Genomic DNA, 25,585 nt, shown 5'->3' with positions numbered 1-25,585 from the left:
CATCGCGGCGTGACAAGCGGCGCGGCGCCTTGCACAACGACCGGACCATGATCCGCCTCCTCGCCCTGTTGGCCGCCGTCGCGGCCCTCGTCGCCCTCGCCTCTCCGGCCGCCGCCAGGCCGCTGCGGGTGCTCTATCTCGACCAGTCCGTTGGCTGGCGACATGCGCCGGTGATCCGGCCTGAGGGCGGCGGGTTGGCGCCGTCCGAAACGGCCATCATCGCCATCGGCCGGGAGTCCGGCGCCTTCACCGCCCAGGTCACCCAGGACGCCCGCGAGATCACGCCCGAGCGGCTGGCCAGCGTCGATGTGCTGGTCTTCTACACCACCGGGGCGCTGCCGATCTCGGCCGAGGCCTGGGCGGCGGTGCAAGGGCGGGTGGCGGCGGGGCGGCTGGGGTTCGTGGGGCTGCACAGCGCCGCTGATACCGGCTGGACCTATGAAGGGCCAGGCGAGCCCTACGCGCGGTTCATCGGCGGCCAGTTCGCTGGCCATCCCTGGACGCAGGGAACGAGCGTGCGGATCGAGACGCTCGATCCCGACTTTCCGGCCACGGCCATGTGGCCGGTCAGCTTCGACTATGCCGAGGAGATCTACCAGTATTCCGGGTTCGAGCCGGGGCGGGTGCGGGTGTTGCAGACGCTGGATTTCAGCGGCACGGCGCTGAAGCGGCCCTATGCCGTGCCGGTCGCCTGGGCCCGGCAGGTGGGCAGGGGGCGACTGTTCTTCAGCAACCTCGGCCATACGCCTTCGACCTGGGACGACCCGCGCTTCCGCCGCCAGCTGGCCGAGGCGGTGAAGTGGACAGGGCGGCGCACGCGGGGCTCGGCGACGCCGGACGTCGAGCGCCAGGCGATGTGGCAGCTGCGGGCGTTGCTGGCCTATGAGCCGGTCGCCGGCCGGGACGACGCGGCCATCCTGGCGCGACTGGCGAAGGCGGACCTGGCCTGGAAGACGGCGACGGCGGAGCGCATCGCTGGCCTGCGGCAGGTCTATCCGGGCAAGCCGGACAGCGACCGGGGGCCGTTCGAGGCCGCCTATCGCGCGCTGCTGGGCGAGGCGCTGGCCAAGGGCGGGGCGCGGTAGCGGCCCCTATTGCGCCCTGCCCGGCTCCGGCCGATAGTCCCGCCACGCCAAGCGGGAGAGCGAAATGAAAACCGTCATGTCCAACGCGAAAGGAGCCCTTCCCGAAAACCAGGACATGACGCTGTATGCCTACGCAAACCCAGGACGGACTGGCCGAACCAGACGTTCGCGCTGACGCTTTTCGACTTTTCACGACCTTCGGCGGCCTTCTGGCCCGGCCGCGGGTCCGCAAATTCCTCTCCTATTATCGACCCCATCTGCCGTTGCTGGCGGCGGATGTCGGCTGCGCGCTGATCGTCGCGGCGACCGCGCTGCTGCTGCCGCTGTGCGCCAACCATGTGACCCGGCGGCTGGTCGCGCTGGGCGACGCTCCCGAGGCGCTGGGCCAGATCTGGGCGGTCGGCGGGCTGATGCTGGCCCTGCTGGCGACGCAGGCGGCCTCCACCCTGTTCGTCGACTACCAGGGCCACGTGATGGGGGCCAAGATGGAGGGCGCCCTGCGCCAGGAAGTGTTCGACCACTGCCAGAAGCTGTCGTTCAGCTTCTACGACCGCCAGCGGGTCGGCCAGCTGATGAGCCGGATCACCAACGACCTGCATTCGCTGGGCGAGCTCTACCATCATGGCCCCGAGGACCTGGCCATCGCCGTGCTCAAGTTCGTCGGGGCCGTGGCCATCCTGGCCTGGCTGGACTGGCCGCTGGCCCTGCTGATCCTGGCCGCCTTCCCCTTCGCCCTGCTCTACACCCTGCATTTCAACCGGCTGATGCGCGAGGCCGTGACCCGCAGCAAACGGCAGATCGCGGCGGTCAATGAACGGGTCGAGGACTCCCTGGCCGGCATCCGGGTGGTCAAGGCGTTCGGCGGCGAGGCGCTGGAGAGCCGGCGGTTCGCGGTCGAGAACCAGCTATTCCTCGACAGCCGGCGGGACGGCTATCGCGGCGAGGCCTGGCTGTCGGTGGGAACGACGAGCTTTCCGCAACTGCTGACCGTGCTGGTCATCGTGGTCGGGGCGGTGCGGGTCGTACAGGCGGGGCTGACCGTCGCCGATCTGGTGACCTTCCTGCTCTGCGTGGCGGTGCTGGTCGATCCGGTGCAGCGGCTGAGCAACTTCGTGCGGCTCTGGCAGCAGGGTTACACGGGCTTCGCGCGGGTCATGGAGATCCTCGAGACGGCGCCGGACATCGCCGATCGGCCTGGCGCCAGGGTGCTGCCCATGGTTGGCGGCGCCCTCGCCTTTCGCGACGTGGGTTTCCGCTATCAGGCCGAGGCGAGACCGGTGCTGCGCGGGCTGTCGCTCGACATCGCGCCGGGGGAGTTCGTCGCCTTGGTCGGGACCTCCGGGGTCGGCAAGAGCACCCTCTGCGCCCTGGTCCCGCGGTTCTACGAGGTCGGCGAAGGGGCGATCCTGGTCGACGGACAGGACATCCGCGATGTCACCCTGGAGTCGCTGAGGCGCAACATCGGGGTGGTGCAGCAGGACGTCTATCTGTTCGCCGGCTCGGTGGCGGAGAACCTGCTGTACGGGCGGCCCGGCGCGTCGCCGGACGAGGTCGTGGCGGCGGCGAAGGCGGCGCATGCGCACGACTTCATCATGGCCCTGCCGCACGGCTACGACACCGACATCGGCCAGCGGGGGGTGCGGCTGTCGGGCGGCCAGAAGCAGCGGCTGACTATCGCCCGCGCCTTCCTCAAGGACCCGCCGATCCTGATCTTCGACGAGGCGACCAGCGCCCTCGACAACGAGAGCGAACGGGCGGTGCAGGGGGCGCTGCTGGACCTGGCGCGGGATCGCACCACGCTGGTCATCGCCCACCGGCTGTCGACGGTGCGCCACGCCGACCGCATCCTGGTGCTGACCGAGGATGGGATCGTCGAGCAGGGCGGCCATGAGGCGCTGATGGCGGCCGGCGGGGCCTATGCCAGGCTCTACCGGATGCAGGCGAGCATCTAGGGGGCGAGGGTCTGTCGTCCGGTGACCTGCAGGCTGGCGGTGACGCCCGCGACCGGGGCGAGGCCGGGCCGGGCATTCGGCTGGCCGCCGCCGATCCACAGGTCGACCCGGCCGGGTTCGACGTGGCGGCCGCCCGCCACGTCGACCTGGCTGAGGGCGCGGGCGTCGAGGACGAAACGGACCTCGCGGGTCTCGCCGGCCTTCAGGCTGATGCGCTGGAAGCCCTGCAGGGCGCGGATCGGGCCGCCGGGCCGGGAGACGTAGAGCTGGACGACCTCGGCGCCGTCGCGCGTCCCGACGTTGCTGACCTTGACGGTCACGACGGCGTCCTCGCCGGCCTTCACCTGGCTCCGCGCGACCACCGGGGTGGCGTAGGCGAAGCGGGTGTAGCTGAGGCCGTGGCCGAACGGATAGAGGGCCTCGCCCTTGAAGTAGCGGTAGGTGCGGCCGGCCATGCGGTAGTCGCTGAAGGCCGGCAGCTGGTCGGCCGAGCGATAGAAGGTCACCGGCAGGCGGCCCGAGGGGCTGAAGTCGCCGGCGATCAGGCCGGCGACGGCGTGGCCGCCCTCCCCGCCCGGATACCAAGCCTCGATGATGGCCGGCAGGTTCCGGTCGGCCCAGTTGACGCTGAGGGCGCTGCCGCTGGTCAGCACCAGGATGACGGGCTTGCCCTGGGCGTGCAGAGCCTCGAGCAGCCTCCCCTGCGGGGCCGGCAGGTCGAGGCTGGTGCGGTCGCCGCCGGCGAAGCCCTCGGCCTGGACCCGCATCTCCTCGCCCTCGAGCCGGGCGGTCAGGCCGCCCACGAAGACCACCAGGTCGGCGTCGCGGGCGGCGGCCAGGGCCGCGTCTGCGCCTTTGCCGGCCTGACTCTCGCCGACCAGGCCGGAGCCTTCGACGAAGGTGACCTGAGCGTCGGGGAAGCGGGCCTTGAGGCCGGCCAGCACGGTGACCGGCTTCGAGGGCTTGCCGTTGTAGTTGCCGACCAGGGCGTCGAGGCTGTCTGCGTTAGGGCCGATGACGGCGATGCGTTTCGGCGCGGTCTTCAGCGGCAGCAGGCCGTCGTTCTTGAGCAGCACCAGCGAGGCCTGGGCCGTCTCCAGGGCCAGAGCGCGGTGGGCCGAGGTGTCGTTCTGGGCGGCGGTGATGCCGCTGTAGGGCGAGGCGGCGTCGAACAGGCCGAGGCGGAAGCGAGCCTCGAACAGCCGGCGCACGGCCTGGTCGACGACGGCTTCCCCGAGCTTGCCATCACGGACAGCGCTGATGATCGGCTGGGGATCGGCGCTCTTGCCGGGGCCGAACTCGCCGCAGATCAGGTCCATGCCGGCCCCGAAGGCGGCGGCGACCGCCTCCTCCGGCGTTCCCGCGTAGCGGTGGGCGTCGGGGCGAAAGATATCGGAGACCGCGCCGCAGTCGGAGACCACATGGCCCTTGAAGCCCCAGGTCTTGCGCAGCCGGTCCTCGAGCAGGGCCCGGCTGGCGCAGGCCGGCACGTCGTCGACGGCGTTGTAGGCGCACATCACCGCCTGGGCCCTGCCCTCGATGACGCTGGCCCGGAAGGCTGGCAGGTAGGTGTCTTCCAGGTCGTAGGGCGAAGGGTGGATGTCGTCGCGGTGCCGACCGGCTTCCGGGCCGCTGTGGACGGCGAAATGCTTGGCGGTGGCCAGGGTCTTGAGGTGTTCGGGATCGTCCCCCTGCAGGCCGTGGATGAAGGCCACGCCAAGCCTGGACGTCAGGTAGGGATCCTCGCCCCAGGTCTCCTGGCCGCGGCCCCAGCGGGGGTCGCGGAAGATGTTGATGTTGGGCGACCAGACGGTCAGGCCGCGATAGCGGTCCGAGCCGCCCTCGGCGTCGAGGCGCTCGACGTACTTGGCGCGGAATTCAGTACTGATGACGTCGGCGACCTGACGGATCAGCGGCGCGTCCCAGGTGGCGGCCATGGCGATGGCTTGCGGAAACACCGTCGCCTCGCCGGCCCTGGCCACGCCATGTAGCCCCTCGTTCCACCAATTGTAGCGCGGGACGCCGAGACGCGGGATGGCGGGCGCCACGTCGCGCAGCTGGCCGGCCTTCTCCTCGAGGGTCATCCGCGAGACGATATCCGCCGCCCGGACCTCTGCGCTGAGGCCGGGGTCACGGTAGGGCTCGGCAGCGGTCGCGCCAAAGGCCAACATGCTGGCGGTCAGCCAGGCGAAAAACGCCCATCCTCGTCCCGTCATCAACCCTCCCGTCACGATCTGCGCGTCACTTGGGCGGGAGATAACCACCGTCGCCGGGGAAGGAGAAGGAAAATGTTAGCGGTAACATTTCTGGTCTGCACCAATCCTCGGCCCAGCGCGCAAACGGTTGTCGAGAAACCGCCGCATCTTAAGGTTCCATCCTGCTAGGCTACAGACCGTGGTGAGAGACGACAGACGCATGATCGCCTTCGAGATCGCCGGTTGGGGCGCGTATCGGCCGCTGAGCCAGTTGCCTTCGACGGCCCTGGACGCGCGCCTGGGCAAGCCGGTGGGCTGGGTGGAGCAGGAGTTCGGAATCATTTCCCGGGGCGTGGCGTCGGACGCGGAGACCAGCTCGATGATGGCCGCCGAGGCGGCGCGCCGGGCGCTGGCCATGGCCGGCTGGGACCAGGGCGGCTTTGAGGTGCTGATCGGCGGCTGCGGGGTAATGGAGCAGCCCATCCCCTCGACCGCCATCCTGGTGCAGGACCGGCTGGGGCTGGGGCGGTCGGGGATTCCGGTGTTCGATGTCAACCAGACCTGCCTGTCGTTCCTGTCGGCGCTGGACGTGGCGGCGATGGGGATCGCCGTCGGGCGCTGGCGGCGGGCCGTGGTGTTCGCCAGCGACATCGCCTCGGCAGGCCTGGATCCGGCCAATCCCAAGACCCTGGCCATCTTCGGCGACGGGGCGGCGGCGGTGGCCATCGAGGCCCGCGACGGGCCCGCCGGCCTGCTGTCGGCGCGGTTCGAGAGCTATGGCGAGGGCCATGCGCTGGCCACCCTGAAGGCCGGCGGCACGCGGTTGCGGGTCGAAGAGGGCTATGAGGCGCTGGTGACCGGATCGCGCTTCCAGATGGACGCTTTTGGCATCTTCAAGGCGGCGGCGAAGCGGCTGCCCAAGGTCATCGACCAGGCGCTGGCCGAGGCCGGCGTCGCCAGATCCGACCTGAAGGCGGTGATCTGTCACCAGGCCAGCGCCCCGGGCGTCGCCCATGTGAAGCGGTTGTTCGCCGGCGTGCCGGTGATCGACATCTTCGCCACCACCGGCAACCAGATCGCCGCCTCCCTGCCCACGGTGCTGGCCCACGCCCTCGACCAGCGGCTTGTCGCCCGCGGCGACACGGTGATGATGCTGGGCACCGCGGCCGGCATCAGCGCCGGCGCCATGGTCCTGAGGCTCTGACGGCATGGGGCGCAGACTGCTCATCACCGGGGCGACGGGCGGGCTTGGGCTCGGACTGGTCGAGGCAGCGCGGGCCCAGGGCCATGAGGTGATCGCGACCGGACGCTCGCTGACGCCGTTGGCGCGGATCCGGACTGCCGGGGCGGCGTTCATTTCGACCGACCTGGCGGATCAGAAAACCGACTTCCGCTCGCTGGTCCGCGGTTGCGATACGGTGATCCACGCCGCCGCCCTGTCGGCCAGCTGGGGACCGAAAGAAGCGTTCGAGCGCATCAACGTCACGGCGACGGCGGCGCTGCTGGCGGCGGCGCGGGCCGAGGGCTGCGACAGGTTCGTCTTCATCTCCTCACCGTCGATCTTCGCTTCCTTCCGGGATCGCCTCGGCATCCGCGCGGACGACGCCCCGGCCCAGCCGCCCCTGAACGACTACGCCCGGACCAAGCTGGCCGCCGAGGCCCTGGTGCTGGCGGCCAACGGACCGTCCCTGGCGACGACGGCGGTGCGGCCGCGGGCCATCGTCGGGCCGGACGACCAGGTGCTGCTGCCCAGGCTGGCGGAGCTGGCGCGGCGACGGTGGATGCCGATGCTGCGGCGCGGCCAGGCGCTGATCGAACTGACGGACGTGCGGGACGCGGCGGCGGCGATCCTGTTGGCCGAGGCGGGGATCGACCGGGTCGCCGGCCGAGCCGTCAACGTCTCCGGCGGCCGGCCAAGGACCGTGCGGGAGGTGGCCGGCGCGCTGAGCGCCGCACTGGGTCGCAAGCCATGGATGATCGACCTGCCCGTGGCCGTGGGCCATGTCCTGGCGGCCCTGTCCGAGGGGCTGGCGCGCAGGACGGGCCGGCGGACTGAGCCCCGCCTGACCCGCTACAGCCTGGCCACTCTCGCCTATTCTCAGACCTTCGACCTGGAGGAGACCGCCGAGCGGATCGGCTTTCGGCCACAACATGACGGCCTGGCGGCCCTGCTGGCGGCGGCGGGAGGCCGGCGATGAAGCGGGTCGGGTTCGACTGGATCGCCCGGGGAAGCACGCGCCATCCGGAGATCATGACGTTGAGCGGCGGCTCGCTGTGCCCGGCGGCCTTTCCGGCCATGGTCGGGGTGATCCGCCATCCGGACGTCGGGGTGCTGCTGTTCGACACCGGCTACGATGCGGCCTTCCTGATGGCGACGCAGCCCTGGCCCGAGCGGCTGTACCGTATCGCGACGCCGGTGGATTTGGGCGGGACCGAGGACTGGCCGGCCTGGCTGGCGGCCAATGGCGTGGCGGCCGGCGACATCGGCGGGGTCATCCTTTCCCACTTCCACGGCGACCACGTCGCCGGACTGCACCAGGTTCCGGATGTGCCGATCCATTGCGCCCGGGCCGGGCTGGAGACTCTCCGCCAGGGCAGTCGTCTGCGCCGGGTCACCCAGGGCTTGCTGGGCGCACTGGCGCCGCCCGACACCGAGGCCCGGGCGCGGTTCTTCGAGGAGGCGCCGGCCATCGCCCTGCCCAGCGCCTTCGCGCCGCTGGCCGAGGGGCGAGACATTCTCGGCGACGGGTCGCTGATCGCCGTCGAGCTGCCGGGTCACTGCAAGGGTCACTGGGGGCTGGCGCTGCGCAATCAGAAGGACCGGCATGTGCTGCTGGCCGCCGACGCGGTGTGGTCCGGCAAGGCGATCACCCAATGCCGGCCGCCGCCGCGCATCACCACCGCCCTGCTAGGCGAGACGCGGGTCTATCGCCAGACCCTGATGCAGCTGCACCGGGCCCAGGCCAACAACGCCGACCTGGCCATCCTGCCGTCCCATTGCGCGGTCAGCGCCGCCGCCTTCCGCGACGACGATGTCGCCTAGGGCCATCGTCGCCTCCTGGCTGGCCACGCGGATGGCCATGGGCCGGTCGGCGGCGGGACTGGCGCGGCGGCGCGGGCGGCTGTGGTCGGCGCTGCGGCCGGCCTTGCGGCGGACCCCTGCCCTCGCAGCCTTCGCGGATGGGCCGCTGGATCAGGTTCCGATCACCGAGGTGGCGGCCTTGCGGGCCGACTACGGCCGCTGGAACAGCCTCGGCTGCAGCCACGCGGAAATCCACGCCGCCGCCCTGGACGCCGAGCGCGGCGGAACCGGCGAGGTGGGACCGGGCGTCGTGGCCGGCTATTCGACCGGCAGCAGCGGTCAGCGCGGCGTGTTCCTGGCCAGCGCCGCCGAGCGGGCCGACTACATCGGCCAGATCCTGGCCCGGGTGCTGCCGCTCGGGACCTTGCTGGCGCCGATGCGGCTGGCGCTGATGCTGCGCGCCAACAGCAGCCTCTACAGCGACAGCGCCAGCCGGCGGCGGACCTTCCTGCATCTGCCGCTGGATTTGCGGCAGGACGAGGTTGCGGCCAAGCTCGACGCCTTCTCGCCGACCGTGCTGATCGCGCCGGCCTCGCGGCTGGTGTGGATGGCCGGCGAGGTCGCGGCCGGACGGCTGGCCCTGCCCGCTCTCAGCCGTCTGTTCTACGGGGCCGAGCCGATGGGCGCGGCCGAGCGGATCTGGGTCGGCGAGGCGCTCGGCGTGCGGCCCGATCCGATCTACCAGGCGACGGAGGGCTTCATCGCCGCCGCCTGCCCGCGCGGCGCCCTGCACCTCAACGAGCACAGCCTGGAGATCGAACTGGAGCCGGTCGCTGGGACGGAGGGGTTCCGGCCGGTGGTGACCGACCTTCGGCGCACCAGCCAGCCGATCGTGCGGGTGCGCACCGATGACTATATCGAGCTCGATCCGGCCGGCTGTGGCTGTGGCTACGCTGGCCGGGTGATCCGGCCGGTGATGGGACGGGTCACCGACATCTGGCGCTTCCCCGGCCTGGCGGTGACGCCGACGCAGCTGAGTGAGGCGGTCGAGGCGCTGCTGCCGCCGCCGGCCCAATGGCTGGCCATCGCGACGGCGGACCAGGTCGAACTGCGGGTCGGCTATGGGGCGTACGCCGCCGATCTCGGCGTCCGGCTGCGGGAGCGGCTGGCCCTGCCGGTTCCGGTGCTGGTCAGCGACACCCCGCCCGATCCGCCCTCGCCCAAGCGGGTCCGTAGTCTCGCCTTCGGGCTGGCCGATGGTTGAGCGCGTCCTGGTCACCGGAGCCCGGGCGGCGGCGGCGCTGGATATCGCCCGCGACTTCGCCCAGGCGGGCTATGAGGTTCACATGGCCGACTGCGTGACGGCGCGGCTGGCCCGGTGGTCGCGAGCGGTGGCGCGGGTGCACCGCTATCCCTCGCCGGTCCGCGATCCCGCCGGGTTCCGCAGCCGGGTGACGGCGCTGGTCGACGAGCTCGATCCGGTGCTGGTCGTGCCGGCCTGCGAGGAGGTGTTCCATCTGGCGGCCCTGCCGCTGGGCCAGCGCCTGTTCCAGCCGCCGGCGGCGATGCTGCGGACGCTGCACGACAAGGCCCTGTTCGCCGAGCTCTGCCGTGAGATCGGCCTGCCCTCGCCGCAGACGCATCGTCTCGACAGCGCCGCCGATCTCGACCCCTTCCGCGAAGCTTCCCGGGATTGGGTGTTCAAGGCGCGCTACAGCCGGTTCGGCGGTGGAACCCTGGTCGGGCCGGCGCCGGAACAGTTGGCCGCCACCGCGCCGACGTCGGGCTGGATCGCCCAGCGACGGATCGAGGGCCGGGAGGTCAGCTTCTACGCCGTCGCCCGGGCCGGAGAGGTCACGGCCTTCGCGGCCTATGGCAGCGCCTGGCGCCTGGACGGCGGGGCCAGCCTGACCTTCGATCCGCTGGCGCCGGGTCTGGCCGGGACGATCCTTGAGCAGGCCCGCGCCCTGGCGGCGGCGGGCGGCCTGACGGGCCAGTTCGCCTGCGACCTGATCGTCGACGCGGCGGGCAAGCCCTGGCTGATCGAGTGCAATCCGCGAGCGACCAGCGGGGCGCACCTGCTGGTCGGCGACGGGCGGCTGGCGCGGGCCATGCTGGCGACGCCGCCGGAGCCCGTCCTGCCCCAAGGTGGCGGCCAGCACCTGCTGCCGGCCTTCCTGACCTTCGGGCTGGAGATGGCGATCCGTCGCGGGCGGCTCGGGGAATGGCGCGGGCAGCTGCGCGCCCGCCGCGATGTGGCCGGCCGGCCGGGAGATCGCCTGCCAATGGCTGGCGCCGTCATCGACGGGCTGGCTTTCATGCTGGCCGGCGTCAGGATGGGAATCAGCACGACGGCGGCGACGACCATCGACATCGAGTGGAACGGAGAGACCCTGCCATGACCGACCTGCCGCCGGCGGTGAAGAACGCCTGGCACCTGGTCGCGCTGTCGAAGGCGGTCCGGCGCGGCGGCCGGCTTGGCGTCGTCGTGGCCGGGCGGTCGGTGGTGCTGTTCCGCGGCGAGCAGGGTCTGGGCGCCCTGATCGACCGCTGCCCGCACCGCAACTATCCCCTGTCGCTCGGACGGGTCGATGGCGGGGCCATCGAATGCCCCTATCACGGCTGGAAGTTCGATCCCTCGGGTCAGTGCGTGGCGGTGCCGGGGTGCGAACTGCCGGCCGCCGGGGCCGGGAAGCTGGCCGCGACGCCGGTGCGGGTGGCCGAGCGGCATGGCGGCGTCTTCGTCTGCCTGTCGGCCGAGGGGCCGGCCGAGCCGCCGCTGCCGCCGACCCTGGGCGATCCGGGGCTGGACCATTTCTGGTGGCGGCAGGGAACCTGGAAGGGCCGCGCCTACGACGCCATCGAGAACGTCCTCGACCCCTTCCACACCAACCATCTGCACGACGGTTTCATCCGCCGAAGCGACCGGCGCCTGCCGGTCAACCTGAAGGTCAACAGCTTCGAAGACGGCATCGAGATGATCATCGAGCAGACCAAGCCGGACCTTGGCCTGATGTCCCGCTTCCTCGAGCGCGACCGCACCCGCAGCGCCACCCGCTACTACCCGCCAACCATCGTGCAGGCGCGGTGGGACGGCAAACAGGGGCTGACCCTGTGCGTGACCGCCTTCTTCACCCCCTCCACCGACGACAGCTTCACGCCGTTCGCCTGTTTCACCACCCGCAGGGGGATGGCCCCCGCCTGGCTGAAGGAGGCCGCCATCCGCACCTTCCTGCGCCCCGTGGTCGCCCAGGACCGCAAGGCGCTGGCCGCCCAGGCGGCGGTGATGGCCGAGTTCGGCCGGCCCCACTTCACCGAAGGGCCGGGCGACATCCTGGGCAACCGGCTGCACCGGCTGTGGATCGGTGAAAGCCTCGAGCCCGGCAGCGACGAGACGGTTGAGGCCCTGCTTTAGCGCTGCTTGATCGCCGAGCGGCCCAGGTAGATGGCCTGGTCGTCCAGCTGTTCCTCGATGCGCAGCAGCTGGTTGTACTTGGCGGTGCGGTCCGAGCGGGCCAGGGAGCCGGTCTTGATCTGACCGCAGTTGGTGGCGACGGCGAGGTCGGCGATGGTCGAGTCCTCGGTCTCGCCCGAGCGGTGGCTCATGACGGCGGTGTAGCCGGCGCGGTGAGCCATATCGACGGCGTCCAGCGTCTCGGACAGGGTGCCGATCTGGTTGACTTTGACCAGGATGGAGTTGCCCAGGCCCTTGTCGATGCCGACAGACAGCCGGGCCGGGTTGGTGACGAACAGGTCGTCGCCGACCAGCTGGACCTTCTTGCCGAGCGCGTCGGTGAGCAGCTTCCAGCCCTCGAAATCGTCCTCGGCGCAGCCGTCCTCGATGGAGATGATCGGGAACTTGGCGACCAGGCCCTCGAGGTAGCCGACCATGCCGGCCGGGTCGAAGGACTTGCCCTCCCCTTCCAGCTCGTACTTGCCGTTCTTGAAGAACTCGGTCGAGGCGACGTCGAGGCCGAGCAGGAAGTCGTCGCCCGCCCGGTAGCCGGCGCCTTCGGCCGCCTTCATGATGAAGGCCAGGGCCTCTTCGGCGGTGGCCAGGTTGGGGGCGAAGCCGCCCTCGTCGCCGACATTGGTGTTGTGGCCGGCGTCTTTCAGGGCCTTCTTCAGGCCGTGGAAGATCTCGGCGCCCATGCGCAGGCCTTCGCGGAAGGACTGGGCGCCGGTCGGCAGGATCATGAACTCCTGAATGTCGATCGGATTGTCGGCGTGCATGCCCCCATTAATAATATTCATCATGGGCACCGGCAGGACGCGGGCCGAGACGCCGCCGACGTATTTGTAGAGCGGCAGGTCGGCGCTGATGGCGGCGGCCTTGGCGGTGGCGAGCGAGACGCCGAGGATGGCGTTGGCGCCCAGGCGAGCCTTGTTCGGGGTGCCGTCGAGGCCGATCAGCAGGGTGTCGATGCGGCGCTGGTCGCCGGCTTCCATCCCCGAGAGGGCGTCGAAGATCTCGCCGTTGACGGCCTCGACCGCCTTCTCGACGCCCTTGCCGAGGTAGCGGGACTTGTCGCCGTCGCGCAGCTCGACCGCCTCATGGGCGCCGGTGGAGGCGCCGGACGGCACGGCGGCGCGGCCGAACGAGCCGTCTTCCAGGACCACATCGACTTCGACCGTCGGGTTGCCCCGGCTGTCGAGGATTTCGCGGGCGATGATGTCGATGATCTCGGCCATGGGGCTCCCTTTGCGCAGGCTGGCGGGTGCTTAGCCGCCGGGGGGCGCCATAGCAAGATTTGGCGGGCAAGGTTTGGGGGCTAGAGACAGCCCTCCATCAGCCGGATGCTCTCTGATCCCGCATGGATGGCGGTGATCTTGTGGTCGGCGGTCTCGAACCGGTAGCCGCGGTCGGGAGTGAGCCAGACGTAGAGGTCCTCGTCCGGCGCCTCGCCGTAGGGCGCCGGCTCGTGGACGACCTTCTTGCCGTAAAGCTTCAGCACCTTGTCGGCGGGGTCGCCGACTTGGATGCCGTCGGCGGTCATCGGGCCGGGCTCGTAGGTGGAGACCCGGCTGACCCACATTTCCGTGGTCATGTAGACGACGTTGGTGTCGCCGATCAGGTATTGCTCGCAGACCGAGGGATCGTCGCTGCCGCCCGCCTTGAGCGGCACAGGGGCGGCGGCCTTGGCCTCGTCGTCGCTCATGCCGAGCCTGAGCCAGCCGTAGCCCTCGGGCGTGATGACCGGCGGGGCCGCCGCCATCGTCAGAACGGCGGCGGCGAGGACGAGCGGGATCAGAAGAGTGCGCATGCGATGGATGACACCACCGGTCGATGACAGCCGCAAGCTTGACTAACCTTGGGACGGCGCCGTTTCGGTGTGGCAACGGAGAACACCATGCTGCTGGTCGAAAAGAAGGACGGCATCGCCGTCGTCACCCTGAACCGCCCTGAGGCGATGAATGCGCTCTCCAAGGCGCTGCGGTCGGAGCTCTACCAAGCGATGGTCGACATCGACGGCGATCCGGAGGTTTCGGTGGTGGTGCTGACCGGGGCCGGAACACGGGCCTTCACGGCCGGGCTGGACCTCAAGGAGCTGGGCTCCGACGCCAAGGCCATGGGGGCGGCCAATTCGGAAGGGGCCGACGAGAACCCGGTCAAGGCCATCGAGCTGTGCACGAAGCCGGTGATCGGGGCGATCAACGGCGTGGCGATCACCGGCGGTTTCGAGGTGGCGCTGGCCTGCGACGTGCTGATCGCCTCGGAAAACGCCCGCTTCGCCGACACCCACGCGCGGGTCGGGATCATGCCGGGCTGGGGGCTGTCGCAGAAGCTGTCGCGGCTGATCGGCGTCTATCGGGCCAAGGAACTGAGCCTGACGGGGAACTTCCTGGATGCGAAGACGGCGGCCGACTGGGGGCTGGTCAACCGGGTGGTGCCGGCCGAGGAGCTGATGCCGGCGGCGCTGAAGCTGGCGGCCGACATGGCGACGATCGCGGTCGAGACGCTGAGCTTCTACAAGCGGCTGATCGACGACGGCTACGCGCGCAGCTTCGAGGACGGCATGGCGCTGGAGCACAAGCGGTCCAGCAAGCACAACCGGAAGGTCAAGCCGGAAGCGGTCGAGTCGCGGCGGGCGGGGATTCAGGCGCGGGGGCGCGGGCAGTAGGCGTCCGCTGACAGAGCGCACGACCGCCGGTGGAAGTCCCGCCTCCTGGTTTGTCGCTCACGCTCCAAACCTGTCCTCCGCCCCAAGGGCGGAGAGCGAACGCAAAACGCCGCCGGCTCGGCTGAGCGGGCGGCGTTCGGCAACCTTGCGGTTGGAAAGACTAGTCTTCCTTCGGCGTCATGATCTGACGACCGTTGTACATGCCGGTCTTCAGGTCGACGTGGTGCGGACGGCGCATCTCGCCGGTGTCCTTGTCCTCGACGAAGGAGTTGGCGCCCAGGGCGTGGTGCGAACGACGCATGTTGCGCTTGGAGGGCGAGGTTTTGCGTTTAGGAACGGCCATCGAACTATCTCTGCTCGCTGAGCATGAAACGGGTACGGCGGCCGTGGGGCCGCCGCGTGAGCGGGGGTGTATGCCCGATCAGGCCTTCGGATGCAAGTCCGGGCTCTCAGCCGCCTCAACGGCCTTTTCGCGGGCGGTTCGAAGGTCTTCCAAACCGTCGTCCTGGCCCAGCACGGGGTAGGCGGCATGGTAGTCGCTGAGCGCCTGCCGCGCCCGTTCCACCTGCCTGGACAGGTTCTCACTGACGGTTTCGGCCTCGGCAAAGGTTCGGGCCTCGTCGGGCCCTATGTCGGGTACGCCACTCATCCCGCCCAAACCGGGGCAAAGGGATTTGGTTCCATCGCGCGGTTAACTTTATGCGCGGGGCCGTCGCTGATCCGAATCGCCCCCTCGGCCGAACCTGTGTCATCCTGGCGGGACGGGATGGAGGACAGTCGATGGCCGGCATGCGTTTGGGATTGGTTTCGGCGGCGATCTGCGCCCTGATGGCGCCGGCGGCGGTGGTCGCGGCGACGGACAACGTCGCGCCGCTCTGTCCGGCCCGGATCAAGACCCAGCAGTCCGGGACGCCGCCGGCCGGCTGGACCGCCCAGCGGCTCGATATCTACCAGGGCGCGCTGATGACCGTCCTGCTGTCCGACGGGCCGCCTTCGGACAAGGTCTACCTGGCGCCAGACCAGTCCACGACCGAGGGCAGCCGGACCAGCAATGTCTGGGTCCTGGGCCGCCAGATGAAGAACGTCTGGCTGACCTGTCAGTACGACGGCACCGACGTGGTGCTGACCCGCAAACTGCCGGCCGACATCATCGAATGCGAGGCGGTCTATGACGACAATATGGGGACCGACAGCTTCCAGGACTTCAACTGCCACCGCTGATCAGCGCCGCGCCTGGCCGATCCATTCCCGCGCCACCGCCTCGCCGTCGAGCAGCCTGACCAGCGGTCGCCGCGCGCCCTCACGCCGGATGTAGCCGACCTGCAGGGTCGGGCGGGCGCCGACGGGGCCCAGGGTGATGTCTTCCTCGGGGAAGACGACAGTGACGTGCCCGCCCTCGAAGACCAGCACGCAGCCGGACTGGTCATGCGCTATCCGCGACCAGACCTTGATCTGCGCCAGGTACGGCGCCCGCCGCCAGGCGCCCGCCCGGTCCGGCGCGACATCGATGCAGAGATAGCCCTCGGCCCGCTCGTCGCGGATCAGGAAGCCGGCCACGTCCGGCCGCCAGGCCTCGCCGAGCGCCTCGATGGCCAGCCAGCCGCAGGTGAAGACGCGGCAGGGCGTCGGGCGATCCGGATAGATGCCGCAGCCGCCGCGCAGGTGGATGCAGGGCGTTCCGGCCGGCTTGGCGAGCTCCGGGATGTCCAGGACGGTGCAGCAGAGGGTGCAGGGGCCACAGACCTTCATCCCCTGCCCCCTGCCCTACACCAGCCGGCTCTGGGTCTTGGCGGCGGCGATGAAGCTGGCGAACAGCGGGTGCGGCGCGAAGGGGCGGCTTTTCAGTTCGGGGTGGAACTGCACGCCGATGAACCAGGGATGGTCCTGGCGTTCGACGATCTCGGGCAGCACGCCATCGGGCGAGGCGCCGGTCATCTTCAGACCCGCGTCCTCGAAGGCCTGGCGATAGCCGATGTTGACCTCGTAGCGGTGCCGGTGGCGCTCGCTGATCTCGTCGGAGCCATAGATCTCCGCCACCTTCGAACCCGGCGTCAGGCGGGCCTCATAGGCTCCCAGCCGCATGGTGCCGCCCAGGTCGTCGCCCTCGCGGCGCTCGACCCGCTGGTTGCCCTGCGTCCACTCGGTCATCAGGCCGACGGCCGGCTGGTCGGTGGGGCCGAACTCGGTCGAGGAGGCGTTTGGAACGCCGCCGCAGTTCCGCAGAGCCTCGATCACCGCCATCTGCATGCCGAAGCAGATTCCAAAATAGGGTACGTTGCGCTCGCGGGCGAACTCGGCGGCCAGGATCTTGCCCTCGGCCCCCCGCTCGCCAAAGCCGCCGGGCACCAGGATGCCGTGCACCCCCTCCAGGCGCGAGGCGGCCGCGCCGTCCTCATTCTCGAAGGTCTCACTCTCAACCCAGTCCAGCTTGACCTTGACCCGGTTGGCGACGCCGCCGTGGGCCAGGGCCTCGATGAGGCTTTTGTAGGCGTCCTTCAGCACCGTGTACTTGCCGACCACGGCGATGGTCACCTCGCCGTCGGGGCTGGTGATCACATTGTCGATGCTCTCCCAGCGGCTGAGGTCGGGCTTGGGCGCGTCGTGCAGGCCAAAGACGGCCAGCACCTCGGCGTCGAGGCCCTCGCGGTGATAGTCCAGCGGCACCGCATAGATGCTGGCGCTGTCCATGGCGGTGACCACGGCGCTGGAGCGGACGTTGCAGAACAGGCCGATCTTGCGCTTCTCCTCGGCCGGGATCGGCTGTTCGCAGCGGCACAGCAGGATGTCGGGCTGGATGCCGATCGAGCGCAGCTCCTTGACCGAGTGCTGCGTCGGCTTGGTCTTCATCTCGCCGGCCGTCTTGATGAACGGCAGCAGGGTCAGGTGCACGAAGCAGCTCATGCCGCGCGGCAGTTCCTGGCCGAGCTGCCGGATGGCCTCGAAGAAGGGCAGGCCCTCGATGTCGCCGACCGTGCCGCCGATCTCGACCAGGATGAAATCGGCCTCGTCGCCGTTCTCATCGACGGCAGGAGACAGGACGAAGTCCTTGATCTCGTTGGTGACGTGCGGAATCACCTGGACCGTCGCGCCGAGATAGTCGCCGCGGCGTTCCTTCTCGATGATGGTCTTGTAGATCTGGCCGGTGGTGATGTTGTCGGCGCGGGTGGCGTTGACCCCCGTGAACCGCTCGTAGTGGCCAAGGTCGAGGTCCGTCTCCGCCCCGTCGTCGGTCACGAAGACCTCGCCGTGCTGATAGGGGGACATCGTCCCCGGATCGACGTTGAGATAAGGATCCAGCTTGCGCAGACGGACCTTGTAACCGCGTGCTTGCAGCAACGCGCCGAGGGCGGCGGACGCCAGACCTTTTCCGAGGGAAGAGACCACGCCGCCGGTGATGAAAATGTACCGGGCCATGGGAGGTCAGATATAGGCGAGATTCGCGGGGAGCGCCTCCCCGCGATCCTCAGAACCTGTTGATGAACGCTATTTCTTTTCCGGCTCGGCCGGAGCCGGGGCCGGGGTGGCGCTCGGCAGCAGGCCGTTGCCGCTGTCCGGAGCCGCCGGGGCGGGCGCGCCGCCGATGTTGGGGTTGAAGGTCCCGGTCTTGCTGTCGGCGGGCGGCGTCGTGGCCTTGGGCCGCAGCAGTTCGCTGGGATCGACCTTGATGTTGCTGCCCGCCGGCTTTTCGCGATTGGCGGCGGCCAGCAGGGTCAGGGTGATGGAGATGACCAGGAAGACGCCGAACAGGATCCAGGTGATCCGCGTCAGAAGGTCGCCGGTGCCCCGGGCGCTCATGAAGTTCGACGGCCCGCCGCCCATGCCCAAGGCCCCGCCTTCGGACTTCTGGAGCAGCACCGCGCCGATCAGCAGGGCGGCGACGACGATGTTGATGCACAGCAGGGCGATAGTGATGAATTGCACGGCGGCTCGGTCTCTGATCGGGGCGGGCCGAACAGGGGCCCACGAAATGAAGTTGGCCCCTCTAGCACCACGCAGGCGGGCACGCCATAGCTGGGGCCTCACAGCCTGGAGTGCAACGTCCGTGATTCTGGAGACCGAGCGCCTGACCCTGACGCCCCTCACCGAGGCGGACGGGCCGCTGGTCCATCCGATCATGGCCGACCCGGAGGTGATGGCCCACTGGGACGTCAGCGAGATCGACGATCCGGACGTCATCGAGCAGATGCTGGCCGGCCAGATGGACGCCATGGCCGGCGACAAGGCCTTCTACTGGGCCATGCGGCTGACCGCCGACGGCGGCTTCCTGGGGCTTTGCGAACTTTCGGACATCGACTGGCGCCACCATCGGGCCGAGGTCGGCTTCATCCTTGGCAAGGACAGCTGGGGCCGGGGCTATGCCTATGAGGCCATGCAGGCGGTGATGAACTTCGCGGCCACGCTGGGCATCCAGCGCGTCTGGGCCCGCACCCAGGTCGGCAACGAGGCCTCCGAGAAGCTGCTCGCGAAGCTGGGATTCGAGCAGGAGGGCTATCTGCGCGGTCATGTCGACCGCGAGGGCGAGCGCCGTGACTGCCGGTTGTGGGGCATGCTGTTGTGACCGCTCCCGTCCGCGGGGAGGTCGAACTGTTATGTCACGCTATCCCCCCGCCCCGGCTTTGCTATTGTGCTCGCTTATGTGACGAATCTGGACGGCCGTGCGGGTGCGTCGGATCGAGGGTGGCAGGTTGACGGTTCAGGCCCGGATTTTGATCGTGGCGCGCGACGACGCGCTGGCCGGGCCGTTGGCCGAGGGGCTGGACCGGCTTGGCTGGCGGACCATCACGGCGCGTGGGCCCTATGCGGCCCTGGCCGCGCTCGGCGACCTGCAGATCGAGGCCGCCATCGTCGACACCGCCAGCGGCGGGGCCGACGCCCTGACCCTGGCCCGCCGCCTGAAGGCCGCCTGCGCCCCGCGCCGCCTGCCGGTCATTGCCATCGGCGATCCCGACCCGCAGCTGGACAGCTTCGCCTTCGACCTGACCCTGGCCCCGCCCCTGCATCCGGCCCAGGCCGTGCTGCGGCTGGAAAGCCTGGTGCGGATGGCCATCGCCGAGGAGGAGTTCGAGCTGCGCCTCGAGACCTTCGCCGACAAGGGCCGCCGCCTCGAACTGCCCGAGCAGTCGCCCGGCCCCTATCGCATCCTGGCGGTCGGCGAACCGGCCCCGCAATTCCTGGCCCTCAGCAACGCGCTGGCCCGTAGCGGGGCCGACGTAGTCGGGGCCTTCACCGCCTTCACCGCCTTCGACTACCTGCATGAGCGGGCCTTCGATTCGGTGGTGCTGTGGGCCGGCGACAACCAGGCCGAGGCCCTGTCGATCGCCGCCGGCATGCGGCGCAACACCCGCCTCTACCACATCCCCGCCCTGCTCTATCTGGCGGCCGATTCCTACGTCACCACCTCCGAGGCCTTCCACCGCGGCGTCTCCGACGTCGCCTCGCCGGAAACACCGGAGACCGAGACGGCCAAGCGGGTCATCGAGCTGGCCCGCAGCTATCGCCGCCAGACCGCCATCCGCCGGGCGCTGGAAAAGGCCCGCTCGTCCGGCCTGATGGACGCCGCCACCGGCCTGTTCACCCGCGACCTGTTCGCCGCCCACCTGGTGCGGCTGACGCAAGCCGCCCGTACCCGCAACCGGCCGATGAGCGTCTGCGTCCTGCGCCTGTCCGAACGGGCCGAGGTCAGTTCGGCCAGGGCCGGCGGCTGGCTGGACCGGGCCATTCCGCAGATCGGCTCGATGATCGGCCGCCTGGTTCGCGCAGAGGACACCGCCGCCCGCCTGGGTCCCGAGGTCTTCGCCCTGGCCCTGCCGGGCACGCCGCAGAGCGCCGCCCGCTCGGCCGCCGAACGCATCGCCGCCGTCATCGCCTGCACCGCCTTCGAAGCCGGCGAGGGAAAAACCCCCTTCACCGTTGATTTCGACATCGGCGTCGCCCAGATCGAGCGGGGCGAGAACGCCGCCGCCGCCCTGGAGCGGGCCGCCGCCCGGGCGCTGCAGAGAGAAGCCGGATGACAGACAACGCCCAGCCCGAGCCCCTGAAGATCGACTTCATCGCCGATGTGGTCTGTCCCTGGTGCTACATCGGCTGGGAGCGTCTGAAACAGGCCCTGGCCATGCGGCCGGACGTGCCGACCCAAGTTCTCTGGCGGCCGTTCCAGCTGGACCCGGCCATCCCCGAGGAAGGCGTCGACCGGGCCAAGTACATGGCCGCCAAGTTCCCCGACCCCGAGCGCCGCGCCGCTGCGCTTGAGGTACTGGACCGGGAAGCCGCCAGCGTCGGCCTGAAGCTGAACCTCACGGACATCCCGGTCGCGCCCAACACCAACGCCGCCCACCGCCTGATCCGCTGGGCCCAGACCGTAGGCCTGCAACAACCGGCGCTGGAGGCGATCATGCGGGCCTATTTCGTCGAGCTGCGCGACATCGGCGATCCGCTCGTCCTGGCCGAGATCGCGCAGGCCATCGGCATGGAAAAACACGTCGTCCTTCAGGCGCTCGCCGAAGGGACCGACAAGGATGCCGTCACCCGCGAACACATCCAGGCCCACCAGGCCGGAGTCAGCGGCGTGCCCTTCACCATCTTCGGCGGCAAGGTCGCCATCTCCGGAGCCGACGTGCCCGAACGGCTGTGCAAGGCGATCGATCGAGCGTTGGAAGCGGCTTGAGGTTCCTCCCCCGATGGGGGAGGAACTCTAAGCCGCTGTCACGATCCCCAGGAAGTCCGCCGCCTTCAGCGAGGCGCCGCCGACCAGCGCGCCGCCGACTTCCCGCGCCTTCAGGATCTCCGCCGCGTTCGACGGCTTCACCGAGCCGCCGTAGAGGATCGGCGGAACCTTGCCCGCCTCGCCGAACACCGCGACCAGGGTCTCGCGGATGGCGACATGCACCGCCTCGATCTGCTCCAGGGTCGGGGTCAGGCCGGTGCCGATGGCCCAGACCGGCTCATAGGCCACCGCGAACGCCTTGCCGGCCAGCGCGCCGGGCAGGCTGCCGCGGACCTGGCCGGTGACGACGCTGAGGGTCTCGCCGGCTTCGCGCTGCTGCAGGGTCTCGCCGACACAGACGATGGGTTCCAGGCCGGCGCGCAGGGCGGCCTCCGCCTTGGCGGCCACCAGCGCGTCGGTCTCGCCATAGCCGGCGCGGCGCTCGGAGTGGCCGAGGATGACCAGCTGGGCGCCGGCGTCGGCCAGCATCTCGGCCGAGATATCGCCCGTGAAGGCCCCGTTCTCTTCGGCCCGGCAGTCCTGGCCACCGACCTCGACGCCCGTGCCGTTCAGCAGCTCAGCCATCCGCTGGACCAGTGTCGCCGGCGGGCAGAGCGCCACGCGGCAGGCCGGCGGATGGGCGTCGACGGCGGCCGAGACAGCCCGCGCTTCGTCCAGCGACAGGGCCAAGCCGTTCATCTTCCAGTTTCCGGCGACCAGCGGGCGGGCGGCAGTCATGCGCGGACAAGCTCCTCGAAATTCGATGGTCGCAACTAGCGGTCCGGCGCCGCGATGTCACGCCAACAATCCGCCGCGCTTGCCTGCTCTGGGACGGGCCGACTATACCCGCCGTTCACGGCCTCGCACGCCGCCCGTATCAAAGGTTCGAAGACCCGATGCTCGCCATGTTCAAAAAGCTCATGAAGTCCTGGTTCGCCGCCGGGATCCTGGGCTTGCTCGTCATCTGCATGGCCTTCCTGGGCCTGGGCTCCGACCCGTTCGGCGCCTTGGGCGCCAGCACCGGCAACTGGGTGATCAAGGCCGGCTCCAACGAGGTCAGCCCCACCGAGTTCAAGACCATCTTCGATCGCATGAAGAAGGCCGCCGAGCAGCAGTACCAGACCCAGATCACCTATGAGGACGCGGTCAAGAACGGCCTGGACAAACAGGCCCTCGAAGAGCTGATGAACGCCGAGTCGGTCAACGCCATGTTCACCAAGCTGGGCCTGCGCGCGCCCGACGCCCTGGTCGACGAGGCGATGAAGCAGCAGATCATCGGGCTCAACCAGCAATACCCCGGCATGATCGACGAGATCACGGGCGAGGTGAACCTTCAGGGCTTCGGCCAGCTGCTTCAGGACAACGGCCTGACGCTCGAAAACTACCGCAAGGGTCTGCGGGACCAGATCGTCGAGGCCCAGTTCTTCGGCGCCATGACCGCCGGCTTCAAGGCCCCGCGCATCTATTCGGCCCTGCAGGGGGCCTTCGCCCTCGAAGAGCGCGACGTCGACTACTTCATCGTCACACCGCAGAGCGTCGGGGCCATCCCGGCCCCGACCGACGCCGAGATGCAGGCCTTCCTGAAGGAAAACGCCGCCCAGCTGATGCGCCCAGAGATGCGCGTCCTGCAGATCGTCCGGTTCAGCGCCGCCGACTACGCGGGCAAGGTCACCGCCGATCCGGCCGAGGTCCAGAAGCGCTTCGATTTCCGCAAGGACTCGCTGTCGGCCCCCGAGACGCGCAGCTTCGCGCAGATTCCGGTCAAGAACGCCGGCCAGGCCGCCACCGTCGCCGACCGCCTCAAGAAGGGCGAGGACCCGGCCGTGGTCGCCAAGTCGGTCGGCGCCACCGTCATCGCCAACACCGACAAGCCCAAATCGGCCCTGTTCGACAAGGCCGTGGCCGATGCGGCCTTCAGCCTGCCGGCCGGCGGCGTCAGCGGCGCCTTGAAGGGCGAGCTGGGCCAGTCGGTGATCAAGGTCACCAAGATCACCCCGGCCCGCGTCGCCAACCTCGAAGAGCACCGCGCCGAGCTGGAAGCCGATGTCCTCAAGTCGGCGGCCGCCAACAAGGCCTATGAGCAGGCCATGGCCTACGACGAGGCCCATGGGACCGGCGCCAGCCTGACCCAGGCCGCCGCCAAGGTCGGGGCCACGGTCGTCACCATCGGCCCGGTCACCGCCCAGGGGACCGACGTCCTCAACCGGCCGGTTCCCGGTGTCAGCAAGGAACTGCTCGAAACCGCCTTCGGCCTGCCGGCCGGATCGGACAGCCCGCTGATCGAGGTCTCGGCCGGCGACCAGTTCGCCGTCCGCATCGAGAAGGTCATCCCCCCGGCCCCGCCGGCCCTCGACGAGGTCCGCGAGCAGCTGTCCCGGGCCCTGATGGCCCGCAAGCAGGCCCAGCTGATGCAGGCCCGGGCCAAGGCCCTGTCCGACCGCGCCCGCAAGGGCGAGAGCATGGAAGCCATCGCCGCCTCCAGCGGCTACCGGCTGGTCAAGCTGCCGAAGATGACCCGCCAGGGCGCCCAGGCGCAGCAGGCGCTCGGCAACGAGATGCTGGCGACCATCTTCAACGGCGCCACCGGCCAGGTGTTCAGCGTCGGCGTCCAGGGCCAGGGTCTGGCGGTCGGCAAGATCGGCGCGATCCGTTCCGGCGAGGTCGCCCAGGTCGCCCAGGCCACCGAGATGGGCCGCCAGACCTTCACCCGCGGCATCTTCCAGGACATCGACGGCGCCACCCGCACCTTCGCCAAGGACACCATCAAACCGAAATCCAACCGCGACCGCGCCATCAAGGCCCTCGGCCTCGATCCCAAGGCCTATGCCGAGAAGAAGGACGAGGCCAAGGACGGCAAGGACAAGGCCAAGGCTGCGCCGAAGGACAGCAAGGCCAAGTGACCCAGCAGGCCGCCCCCGAACCCTCCTTCGAAGCGTTTGCGGCGGCCTGGGACGGCGGACGGCCGCAGGTCGTCTGGACCCGGCTGATCGACGACCTCGAGACGCCCGTCTCGGCCTATCTGAAGATCGCCCGCGCCCGTCCCTACGCCTTCCTGTTCGAAAGCGTCGAGGGCGGCGCCTGGCGGGGCCGCTATTCCATCGTCGCCATGAAGCCGGACCTGGTCTGGCGCTGTCGCGGCGACCAGGCCGAGATCGCCCAGGGCGACGACATCGAGGCCGGCCGCTTCACGCCCCAGGACGGCGGCGCGCTGGACAGCCTGCGCGATCTGGTCGCCGCCTCGCGCATCGACCTGCCGGCCGGCCTGCCGCCGCCCAGCGCCGGTGTGTTCGGGGCCATCGGCTACGACATGGTGCGGCTGGTCGAGCGACTGCCCAACGTCAATCCCGACCCGCTGGACCTGCCTGACGGGGTGATGATCCGGCCCTCGGTGGTCGCCGTCTTCGACGCCATCGCCCAGGAGATCCTGCTGGTCGCCCCGGCCCGGCCCCGCGCCGGCGTCACCGCCAGGCAGGCCTGGGACGAGGTTCAGGCGCGGCTTGCCGAGGTGCTCGCCGACCTGGAAGGCCCGATGCCGGCCCCCGGCCCCGCCATGGCCGCCGGCGAGGTCGCCTTCGACCCGGGCGTCAGCCGCGCCGACTATGCGACGATCGTCGACCGCTGCCGCGACTACATCGAGGCCGGCGACATCTTCCAGGTGGTGCCCAGCCACCGGTTCAGCGCGCCCTACACGGGCTCGCCCTTCGCCCTCTACCGGTCGCTGCGGCGGACCAACCCCTCGCCCTTCCTGTTCTATCTGAACTTCGGGCCCTTCCAGCTGGTCGGCTCCAGCCCGGAGATCCTGGTCCGCTTACGCGACAACAGGATCACCATCCGCCCGATCGCCGGCACCCGTCCGCGCGGCGCGACGCCCGAAGAGGACGCCGCCCTGGAGGCCGAGCTGCTGGCCGATCCCAAGGAGCGGGCCGAGCACCTGATGCTCCTGGACCTGGGCCGCAACGACGTCGGCCGCGTCGCCCGCCTGCGCGAGGATGGCCGCAACGACCTCGAGCTGACCGGCAAGGGCCCGGCGGTGCGGGTCACCCAGAGCTTCTTCATCGAGCGCTACAGCCACGTCATGCACATCGTCTCCAACGTCGAGGGCGATGCGCCGGATGGCCTGGACCCGGTCGATGTGCTGATGGCCGCCCTCCCCGCCGGCACCCTGTCTGGGGCGCCGAAGGTGCGGGCGATGGAGATCATCGACGAGATGGAGCTGGTCAAGCGCGGCCTGACCTACGCCGGCGCGGTCGGCTATTTCGGGGCCGACGGCTCGGTCGACACCTGCATCGTGCTGCGCACGGGGCTGGTCAAGGACGGCATGCTGTACGTCCAGGCCGGCGGTGGCGTGGTGGCCGACAGCGATGCGGACGCCGAATACGATGAGACCCTGCACAAGAGCCGGGCGCTAAGGCGGGCGGCGGAAGAGGCTTGGCGGTTTAGATGAAGCCGCGCCCTTCTCCCGCTTGTCGGGAGAAGGTGGCCCCGAAGGGGTCGGATGAGGGCAGC

Annotated in this window: 24 protein-coding genes; 15 read left to right on the top strand and 9 right to left on the bottom strand. The window is 70.0% G+C overall.

The window, feature by feature from the left end; all coding sequences use genetic code 11:
* Positions 1-47: 47 nt before the first annotated feature.
* Both AC1RSK_RS13010 and AC1RSK_RS13005 read left to right on the top strand, forming a co-directional pair.
* Complete coding sequence (locus AC1RSK_RS13010) at positions 48-1,085, top strand: ThuA domain-containing protein (protein WP_492907974.1); 1,038 nt, start codon at positions 48-50, stop codon at positions 1,083-1,085.
* 125 nt (positions 1,086-1,210) lie between these two features.
* Positions 1,211-3,037 carry an ABC transporter ATP-binding protein gene (locus tag AC1RSK_RS13005; RefSeq protein ID WP_492907973.1) on the top strand — a complete coding sequence of 609 codons (1,827 nt, stop codon included), beginning with the start codon at positions 1,211-1,213 and terminating at the stop codon, positions 3,035-3,037.
* On the opposite strand, the gene AC1RSK_RS13000 is transcribed toward AC1RSK_RS13005, so the two are convergent.
* On the bottom strand, positions 3,034-5,253 hold the full coding sequence (locus AC1RSK_RS13000; protein ID WP_492907972.1) for a glycoside hydrolase family 3 C-terminal domain-containing protein: 2,220 nt from the start codon (positions 5,251-5,253) through the stop codon (positions 3,034-3,036). The genes AC1RSK_RS13005 and AC1RSK_RS13000 overlap by 4 nt on opposite strands.
* A gap of 181 nt (positions 5,254-5,434) precedes the next feature.
* Here AC1RSK_RS13000 and AC1RSK_RS12995 point away from each other — a divergent pair, with 181 nt between their 5' ends.
* From AC1RSK_RS12995 to AC1RSK_RS12970, 6 genes are read left to right on the top strand one after another with little or no spacing between them, the layout of a single operon-like run.
* Complete coding sequence (locus tag AC1RSK_RS12995; protein WP_492907971.1) at positions 5,435-6,436, top strand: 3-oxoacyl-[acyl-carrier-protein] synthase III C-terminal domain-containing protein; 1,002 nt, start codon at positions 5,435-5,437, stop codon at positions 6,434-6,436.
* 4 nt (positions 6,437-6,440) lie between these two features.
* On the top strand, positions 6,441-7,430 hold the full coding sequence (locus AC1RSK_RS12990; protein ID WP_492907970.1) for an NAD-dependent epimerase/dehydratase family protein: 990 nt from the start codon (positions 6,441-6,443) through the stop codon (positions 7,428-7,430).
* The gene (locus tag AC1RSK_RS12985) at positions 7,427-8,275 is read left to right on the top strand and encodes an MBL fold metallo-hydrolase (RefSeq protein ID WP_492907969.1); all 849 of its coding nucleotides are present in this window, start codon (positions 7,427-7,429) and stop codon (positions 8,273-8,275) included. Before AC1RSK_RS12990 ends, AC1RSK_RS12985 begins: the two co-directional genes overlap by 4 nt.
* Entirely contained in the window at positions 8,265-9,518 is a 1,254-nt protein-coding gene (locus AC1RSK_RS12980; protein WP_492907968.1) for a cell division protein FtsA, read from the top strand. The genes AC1RSK_RS12985 and AC1RSK_RS12980 overlap by 11 nt, the downstream gene beginning before the upstream one ends.
* Complete coding sequence (locus AC1RSK_RS12975) at positions 9,511-10,656, top strand: ATP-grasp domain-containing protein (protein ID WP_492907967.1); 1,146 nt, start codon at positions 9,511-9,513, stop codon at positions 10,654-10,656. The genes AC1RSK_RS12980 and AC1RSK_RS12975 overlap by 8 nt, the downstream gene beginning before the upstream one ends.
* Entirely contained in the window at positions 10,653-11,669 is a 1,017-nt protein-coding gene (locus tag AC1RSK_RS12970) for a Rieske 2Fe-2S domain-containing protein (RefSeq protein ID WP_492907966.1), read from the top strand. Before AC1RSK_RS12975 ends, AC1RSK_RS12970 begins: the two co-directional genes overlap by 4 nt.
* Here the strand turns inward: AC1RSK_RS12970 and eno are convergent.
* Together eno and AC1RSK_RS12960 are read right to left on the bottom strand one after the other, a co-directional pair.
* Positions 11,666-12,946, bottom strand: coding sequence for a phosphopyruvate hydratase (gene eno / locus AC1RSK_RS12965; RefSeq protein WP_492907965.1), 1,281 nt, complete (start codon positions 12,944-12,946; stop codon positions 11,666-11,668). The genes AC1RSK_RS12970 and eno overlap by 4 nt on opposite strands.
* A gap of 80 nt (positions 12,947-13,026) precedes the next feature.
* Positions 13,027-13,518, bottom strand: coding sequence for a hypothetical protein (locus AC1RSK_RS12960; RefSeq protein ID WP_492907964.1), 492 nt, complete (start codon positions 13,516-13,518; stop codon positions 13,027-13,029).
* A gap of 87 nt (positions 13,519-13,605) precedes the next feature.
* Here AC1RSK_RS12960 and AC1RSK_RS12955 point away from each other — a divergent pair, with 87 nt between their 5' ends.
* The gene (locus AC1RSK_RS12955; protein WP_492907963.1) at positions 13,606-14,376 is read left to right on the top strand and encodes an enoyl-CoA hydratase; all 771 of its coding nucleotides are present in this window, start codon (positions 13,606-13,608) and stop codon (positions 14,374-14,376) included.
* 160 nt (positions 14,377-14,536) lie between these two features.
* Here AC1RSK_RS12955 and rpmF read toward each other — a convergent pair whose 3' ends face one another.
* Positions 14,537-14,719, bottom strand: coding sequence for a 50S ribosomal protein L32 (rpmF, locus tag AC1RSK_RS12950; RefSeq protein ID WP_271065044.1), 183 nt, complete (start codon positions 14,717-14,719; stop codon positions 14,537-14,539).
* A gap of 78 nt (positions 14,720-14,797) precedes the next feature.
* The gene (locus tag AC1RSK_RS12945; protein ID WP_492907962.1) at positions 14,798-15,025 is read right to left on the bottom strand and encodes a hypothetical protein; all 228 of its coding nucleotides are present in this window, start codon (positions 15,023-15,025) and stop codon (positions 14,798-14,800) included.
* 131 nt (positions 15,026-15,156) lie between these two features.
* On the opposite strand from AC1RSK_RS12945, the gene AC1RSK_RS12940 reads away from it, so the two are divergent.
* On the top strand, positions 15,157-15,597 hold the full coding sequence (locus AC1RSK_RS12940; protein WP_492907961.1) for an STY0301 family protein: 441 nt from the start codon (positions 15,157-15,159) through the stop codon (positions 15,595-15,597).
* Here the strand turns inward: AC1RSK_RS12940 and AC1RSK_RS12935 are convergent, their stop codons facing one another.
* From AC1RSK_RS12935 to secG, 3 genes are all read right to left on the bottom strand, one after another.
* Positions 15,598-16,125 carry a YkgJ family cysteine cluster protein gene (locus AC1RSK_RS12935; protein WP_492907960.1) on the bottom strand — a complete coding sequence of 176 codons (528 nt, stop codon included), beginning with the start codon at positions 16,123-16,125 and terminating at the stop codon, positions 15,598-15,600.
* A gap of 15 nt (positions 16,126-16,140) precedes the next feature.
* The gene (pyrG, locus tag AC1RSK_RS12930) at positions 16,141-17,790 is read right to left on the bottom strand and encodes a CTP synthase (RefSeq protein WP_492907959.1); all 1,650 of its coding nucleotides are present in this window, start codon (positions 17,788-17,790) and stop codon (positions 16,141-16,143) included.
* A 69-nt stretch (positions 17,791-17,859) separates the two neighbouring features.
* Positions 17,860-18,297: a preprotein translocase subunit SecG gene (gene secG, locus AC1RSK_RS12925; protein ID WP_492907958.1), complete on the bottom strand. Its 438-nt coding sequence runs from the start codon at positions 18,295-18,297 to the stop codon at positions 17,860-17,862.
* 121 nt (positions 18,298-18,418) lie between these two features.
* Between secG and AC1RSK_RS12920 the strand changes: the two genes are divergently transcribed.
* From AC1RSK_RS12920 to AC1RSK_RS12910, 3 genes are all read left to right on the top strand, one after another.
* A complete protein-coding gene (locus AC1RSK_RS12920; RefSeq protein ID WP_492907957.1) occupies positions 18,419-18,934 on the top strand; it encodes a GNAT family N-acetyltransferase in 516 nt (171 codons plus the stop codon).
* Between the two features lie 127 nt (positions 18,935-19,061).
* Entirely contained in the window at positions 19,062-20,387 is a 1,326-nt protein-coding gene (locus AC1RSK_RS12915; RefSeq protein WP_492907956.1) for a diguanylate cyclase domain-containing protein, read from the top strand.
* Positions 20,384-21,040: a DsbA family oxidoreductase gene (locus tag AC1RSK_RS12910; RefSeq protein ID WP_492907955.1), complete on the top strand. Its 657-nt coding sequence runs from the start codon at positions 20,384-20,386 to the stop codon at positions 21,038-21,040. The genes AC1RSK_RS12915 and AC1RSK_RS12910 overlap by 4 nt, the downstream gene beginning before the upstream one ends.
* A gap of 27 nt (positions 21,041-21,067) precedes the next feature.
* On the opposite strand, the gene tpiA is transcribed toward AC1RSK_RS12910, so the two are convergent.
* On the bottom strand, positions 21,068-21,817 hold the full coding sequence (gene tpiA / locus AC1RSK_RS12905; protein ID WP_492907954.1) for a triose-phosphate isomerase: 750 nt from the start codon (positions 21,815-21,817) through the stop codon (positions 21,068-21,070).
* Positions 21,818-21,984: 167 nt separating this feature from the next.
* Between tpiA and AC1RSK_RS12900 the strand changes: the two genes are divergently transcribed.
* Entirely contained in the window at positions 21,985-23,979 is a 1,995-nt protein-coding gene (locus AC1RSK_RS12900; protein ID WP_492907953.1) for a peptidyl-prolyl cis-trans isomerase, read from the top strand.
* Positions 23,976-25,523, top strand: a complete 1,548-nt coding sequence (trpE, locus tag AC1RSK_RS12895) for an anthranilate synthase component I (RefSeq protein WP_492907952.1) — start codon at positions 23,976-23,978, stop codon at positions 25,521-25,523. The genes AC1RSK_RS12900 and trpE overlap by 4 nt, the downstream gene beginning before the upstream one ends.
* The last annotated feature ends 62 nt before the right edge of the window (positions 25,524-25,585 follow it).

Source organism: Caulobacter sp. GW821-FHT11A05 (assembly GCF_058809015.1).
This window is presented reverse-complemented; position numbering and strand designations above follow the sequence as displayed.

Coding starts and splice junctions, on each gene's coding strand:
- AC1RSK_RS13010 (WP_492907974.1), top strand. CDS start 48: ATGATCCGCCTCCTCGCCCTGTTGGCCGCCGTCGCGGCCCTCGTCGCC.
- AC1RSK_RS13005 (WP_492907973.1), top strand. CDS start 1,211: ATGCCTACGCAAACCCAGGACGGACTGGCCGAACCAGACGTTCGCGCT.
- AC1RSK_RS13000 (WP_492907972.1), bottom strand. CDS start 5,253: ATGACGGGACGAGGATGGGCGTTTTTCGCCTGGCTGACCGCCAGCATG.
- AC1RSK_RS12990 (WP_492907970.1), top strand. CDS start 6,441: ATGGGGCGCAGACTGCTCATCACCGGGGCGACGGGCGGGCTTGGGCTC.
- AC1RSK_RS12985 (WP_492907969.1), top strand. CDS start 7,427: ATGAAGCGGGTCGGGTTCGACTGGATCGCCCGGGGAAGCACGCGCCAT.
- AC1RSK_RS12980 (WP_492907968.1), top strand. CDS start 8,265: ATGTCGCCTAGGGCCATCGTCGCCTCCTGGCTGGCCACGCGGATGGCC.
- AC1RSK_RS12975 (WP_492907967.1), top strand. CDS start 9,511: ATGGTTGAGCGCGTCCTGGTCACCGGAGCCCGGGCGGCGGCGGCGCTG.
- AC1RSK_RS12970 (WP_492907966.1), top strand. CDS start 10,653: ATGACCGACCTGCCGCCGGCGGTGAAGAACGCCTGGCACCTGGTCGCG.
- eno (WP_492907965.1), bottom strand. CDS start 12,946: ATGGCCGAGATCATCGACATCATCGCCCGCGAAATCCTCGACAGCCGG.
- AC1RSK_RS12960 (WP_492907964.1), bottom strand. CDS start 13,518: ATGCGCACTCTTCTGATCCCGCTCGTCCTCGCCGCCGCCGTTCTGACG.
- AC1RSK_RS12955 (WP_492907963.1), top strand. CDS start 13,606: ATGCTGCTGGTCGAAAAGAAGGACGGCATCGCCGTCGTCACCCTGAAC.
- rpmF (WP_271065044.1), bottom strand. CDS start 14,719: ATGGCCGTTCCTAAACGCAAAACCTCGCCCTCCAAGCGCAACATGCGT.
- AC1RSK_RS12945 (WP_492907962.1), bottom strand. CDS start 15,025: ATGAGTGGCGTACCCGACATAGGGCCCGACGAGGCCCGAACCTTTGCC.
- AC1RSK_RS12940 (WP_492907961.1), top strand. CDS start 15,157: ATGGCCGGCATGCGTTTGGGATTGGTTTCGGCGGCGATCTGCGCCCTG.
- AC1RSK_RS12935 (WP_492907960.1), bottom strand. CDS start 16,125: ATGAAGGTCTGTGGCCCCTGCACCCTCTGCTGCACCGTCCTGGACATC.
- pyrG (WP_492907959.1), bottom strand. CDS start 17,790: ATGGCCCGGTACATTTTCATCACCGGCGGCGTGGTCTCTTCCCTCGGA.
- AC1RSK_RS12910 (WP_492907955.1), top strand. CDS start 20,384: ATGACAGACAACGCCCAGCCCGAGCCCCTGAAGATCGACTTCATCGCC.
- tpiA (WP_492907954.1), bottom strand. CDS start 21,817: ATGACTGCCGCCCGCCCGCTGGTCGCCGGAAACTGGAAGATGAACGGC.
- AC1RSK_RS12900 (WP_492907953.1), top strand. CDS start 21,985: ATGTTCAAAAAGCTCATGAAGTCCTGGTTCGCCGCCGGGATCCTGGGC.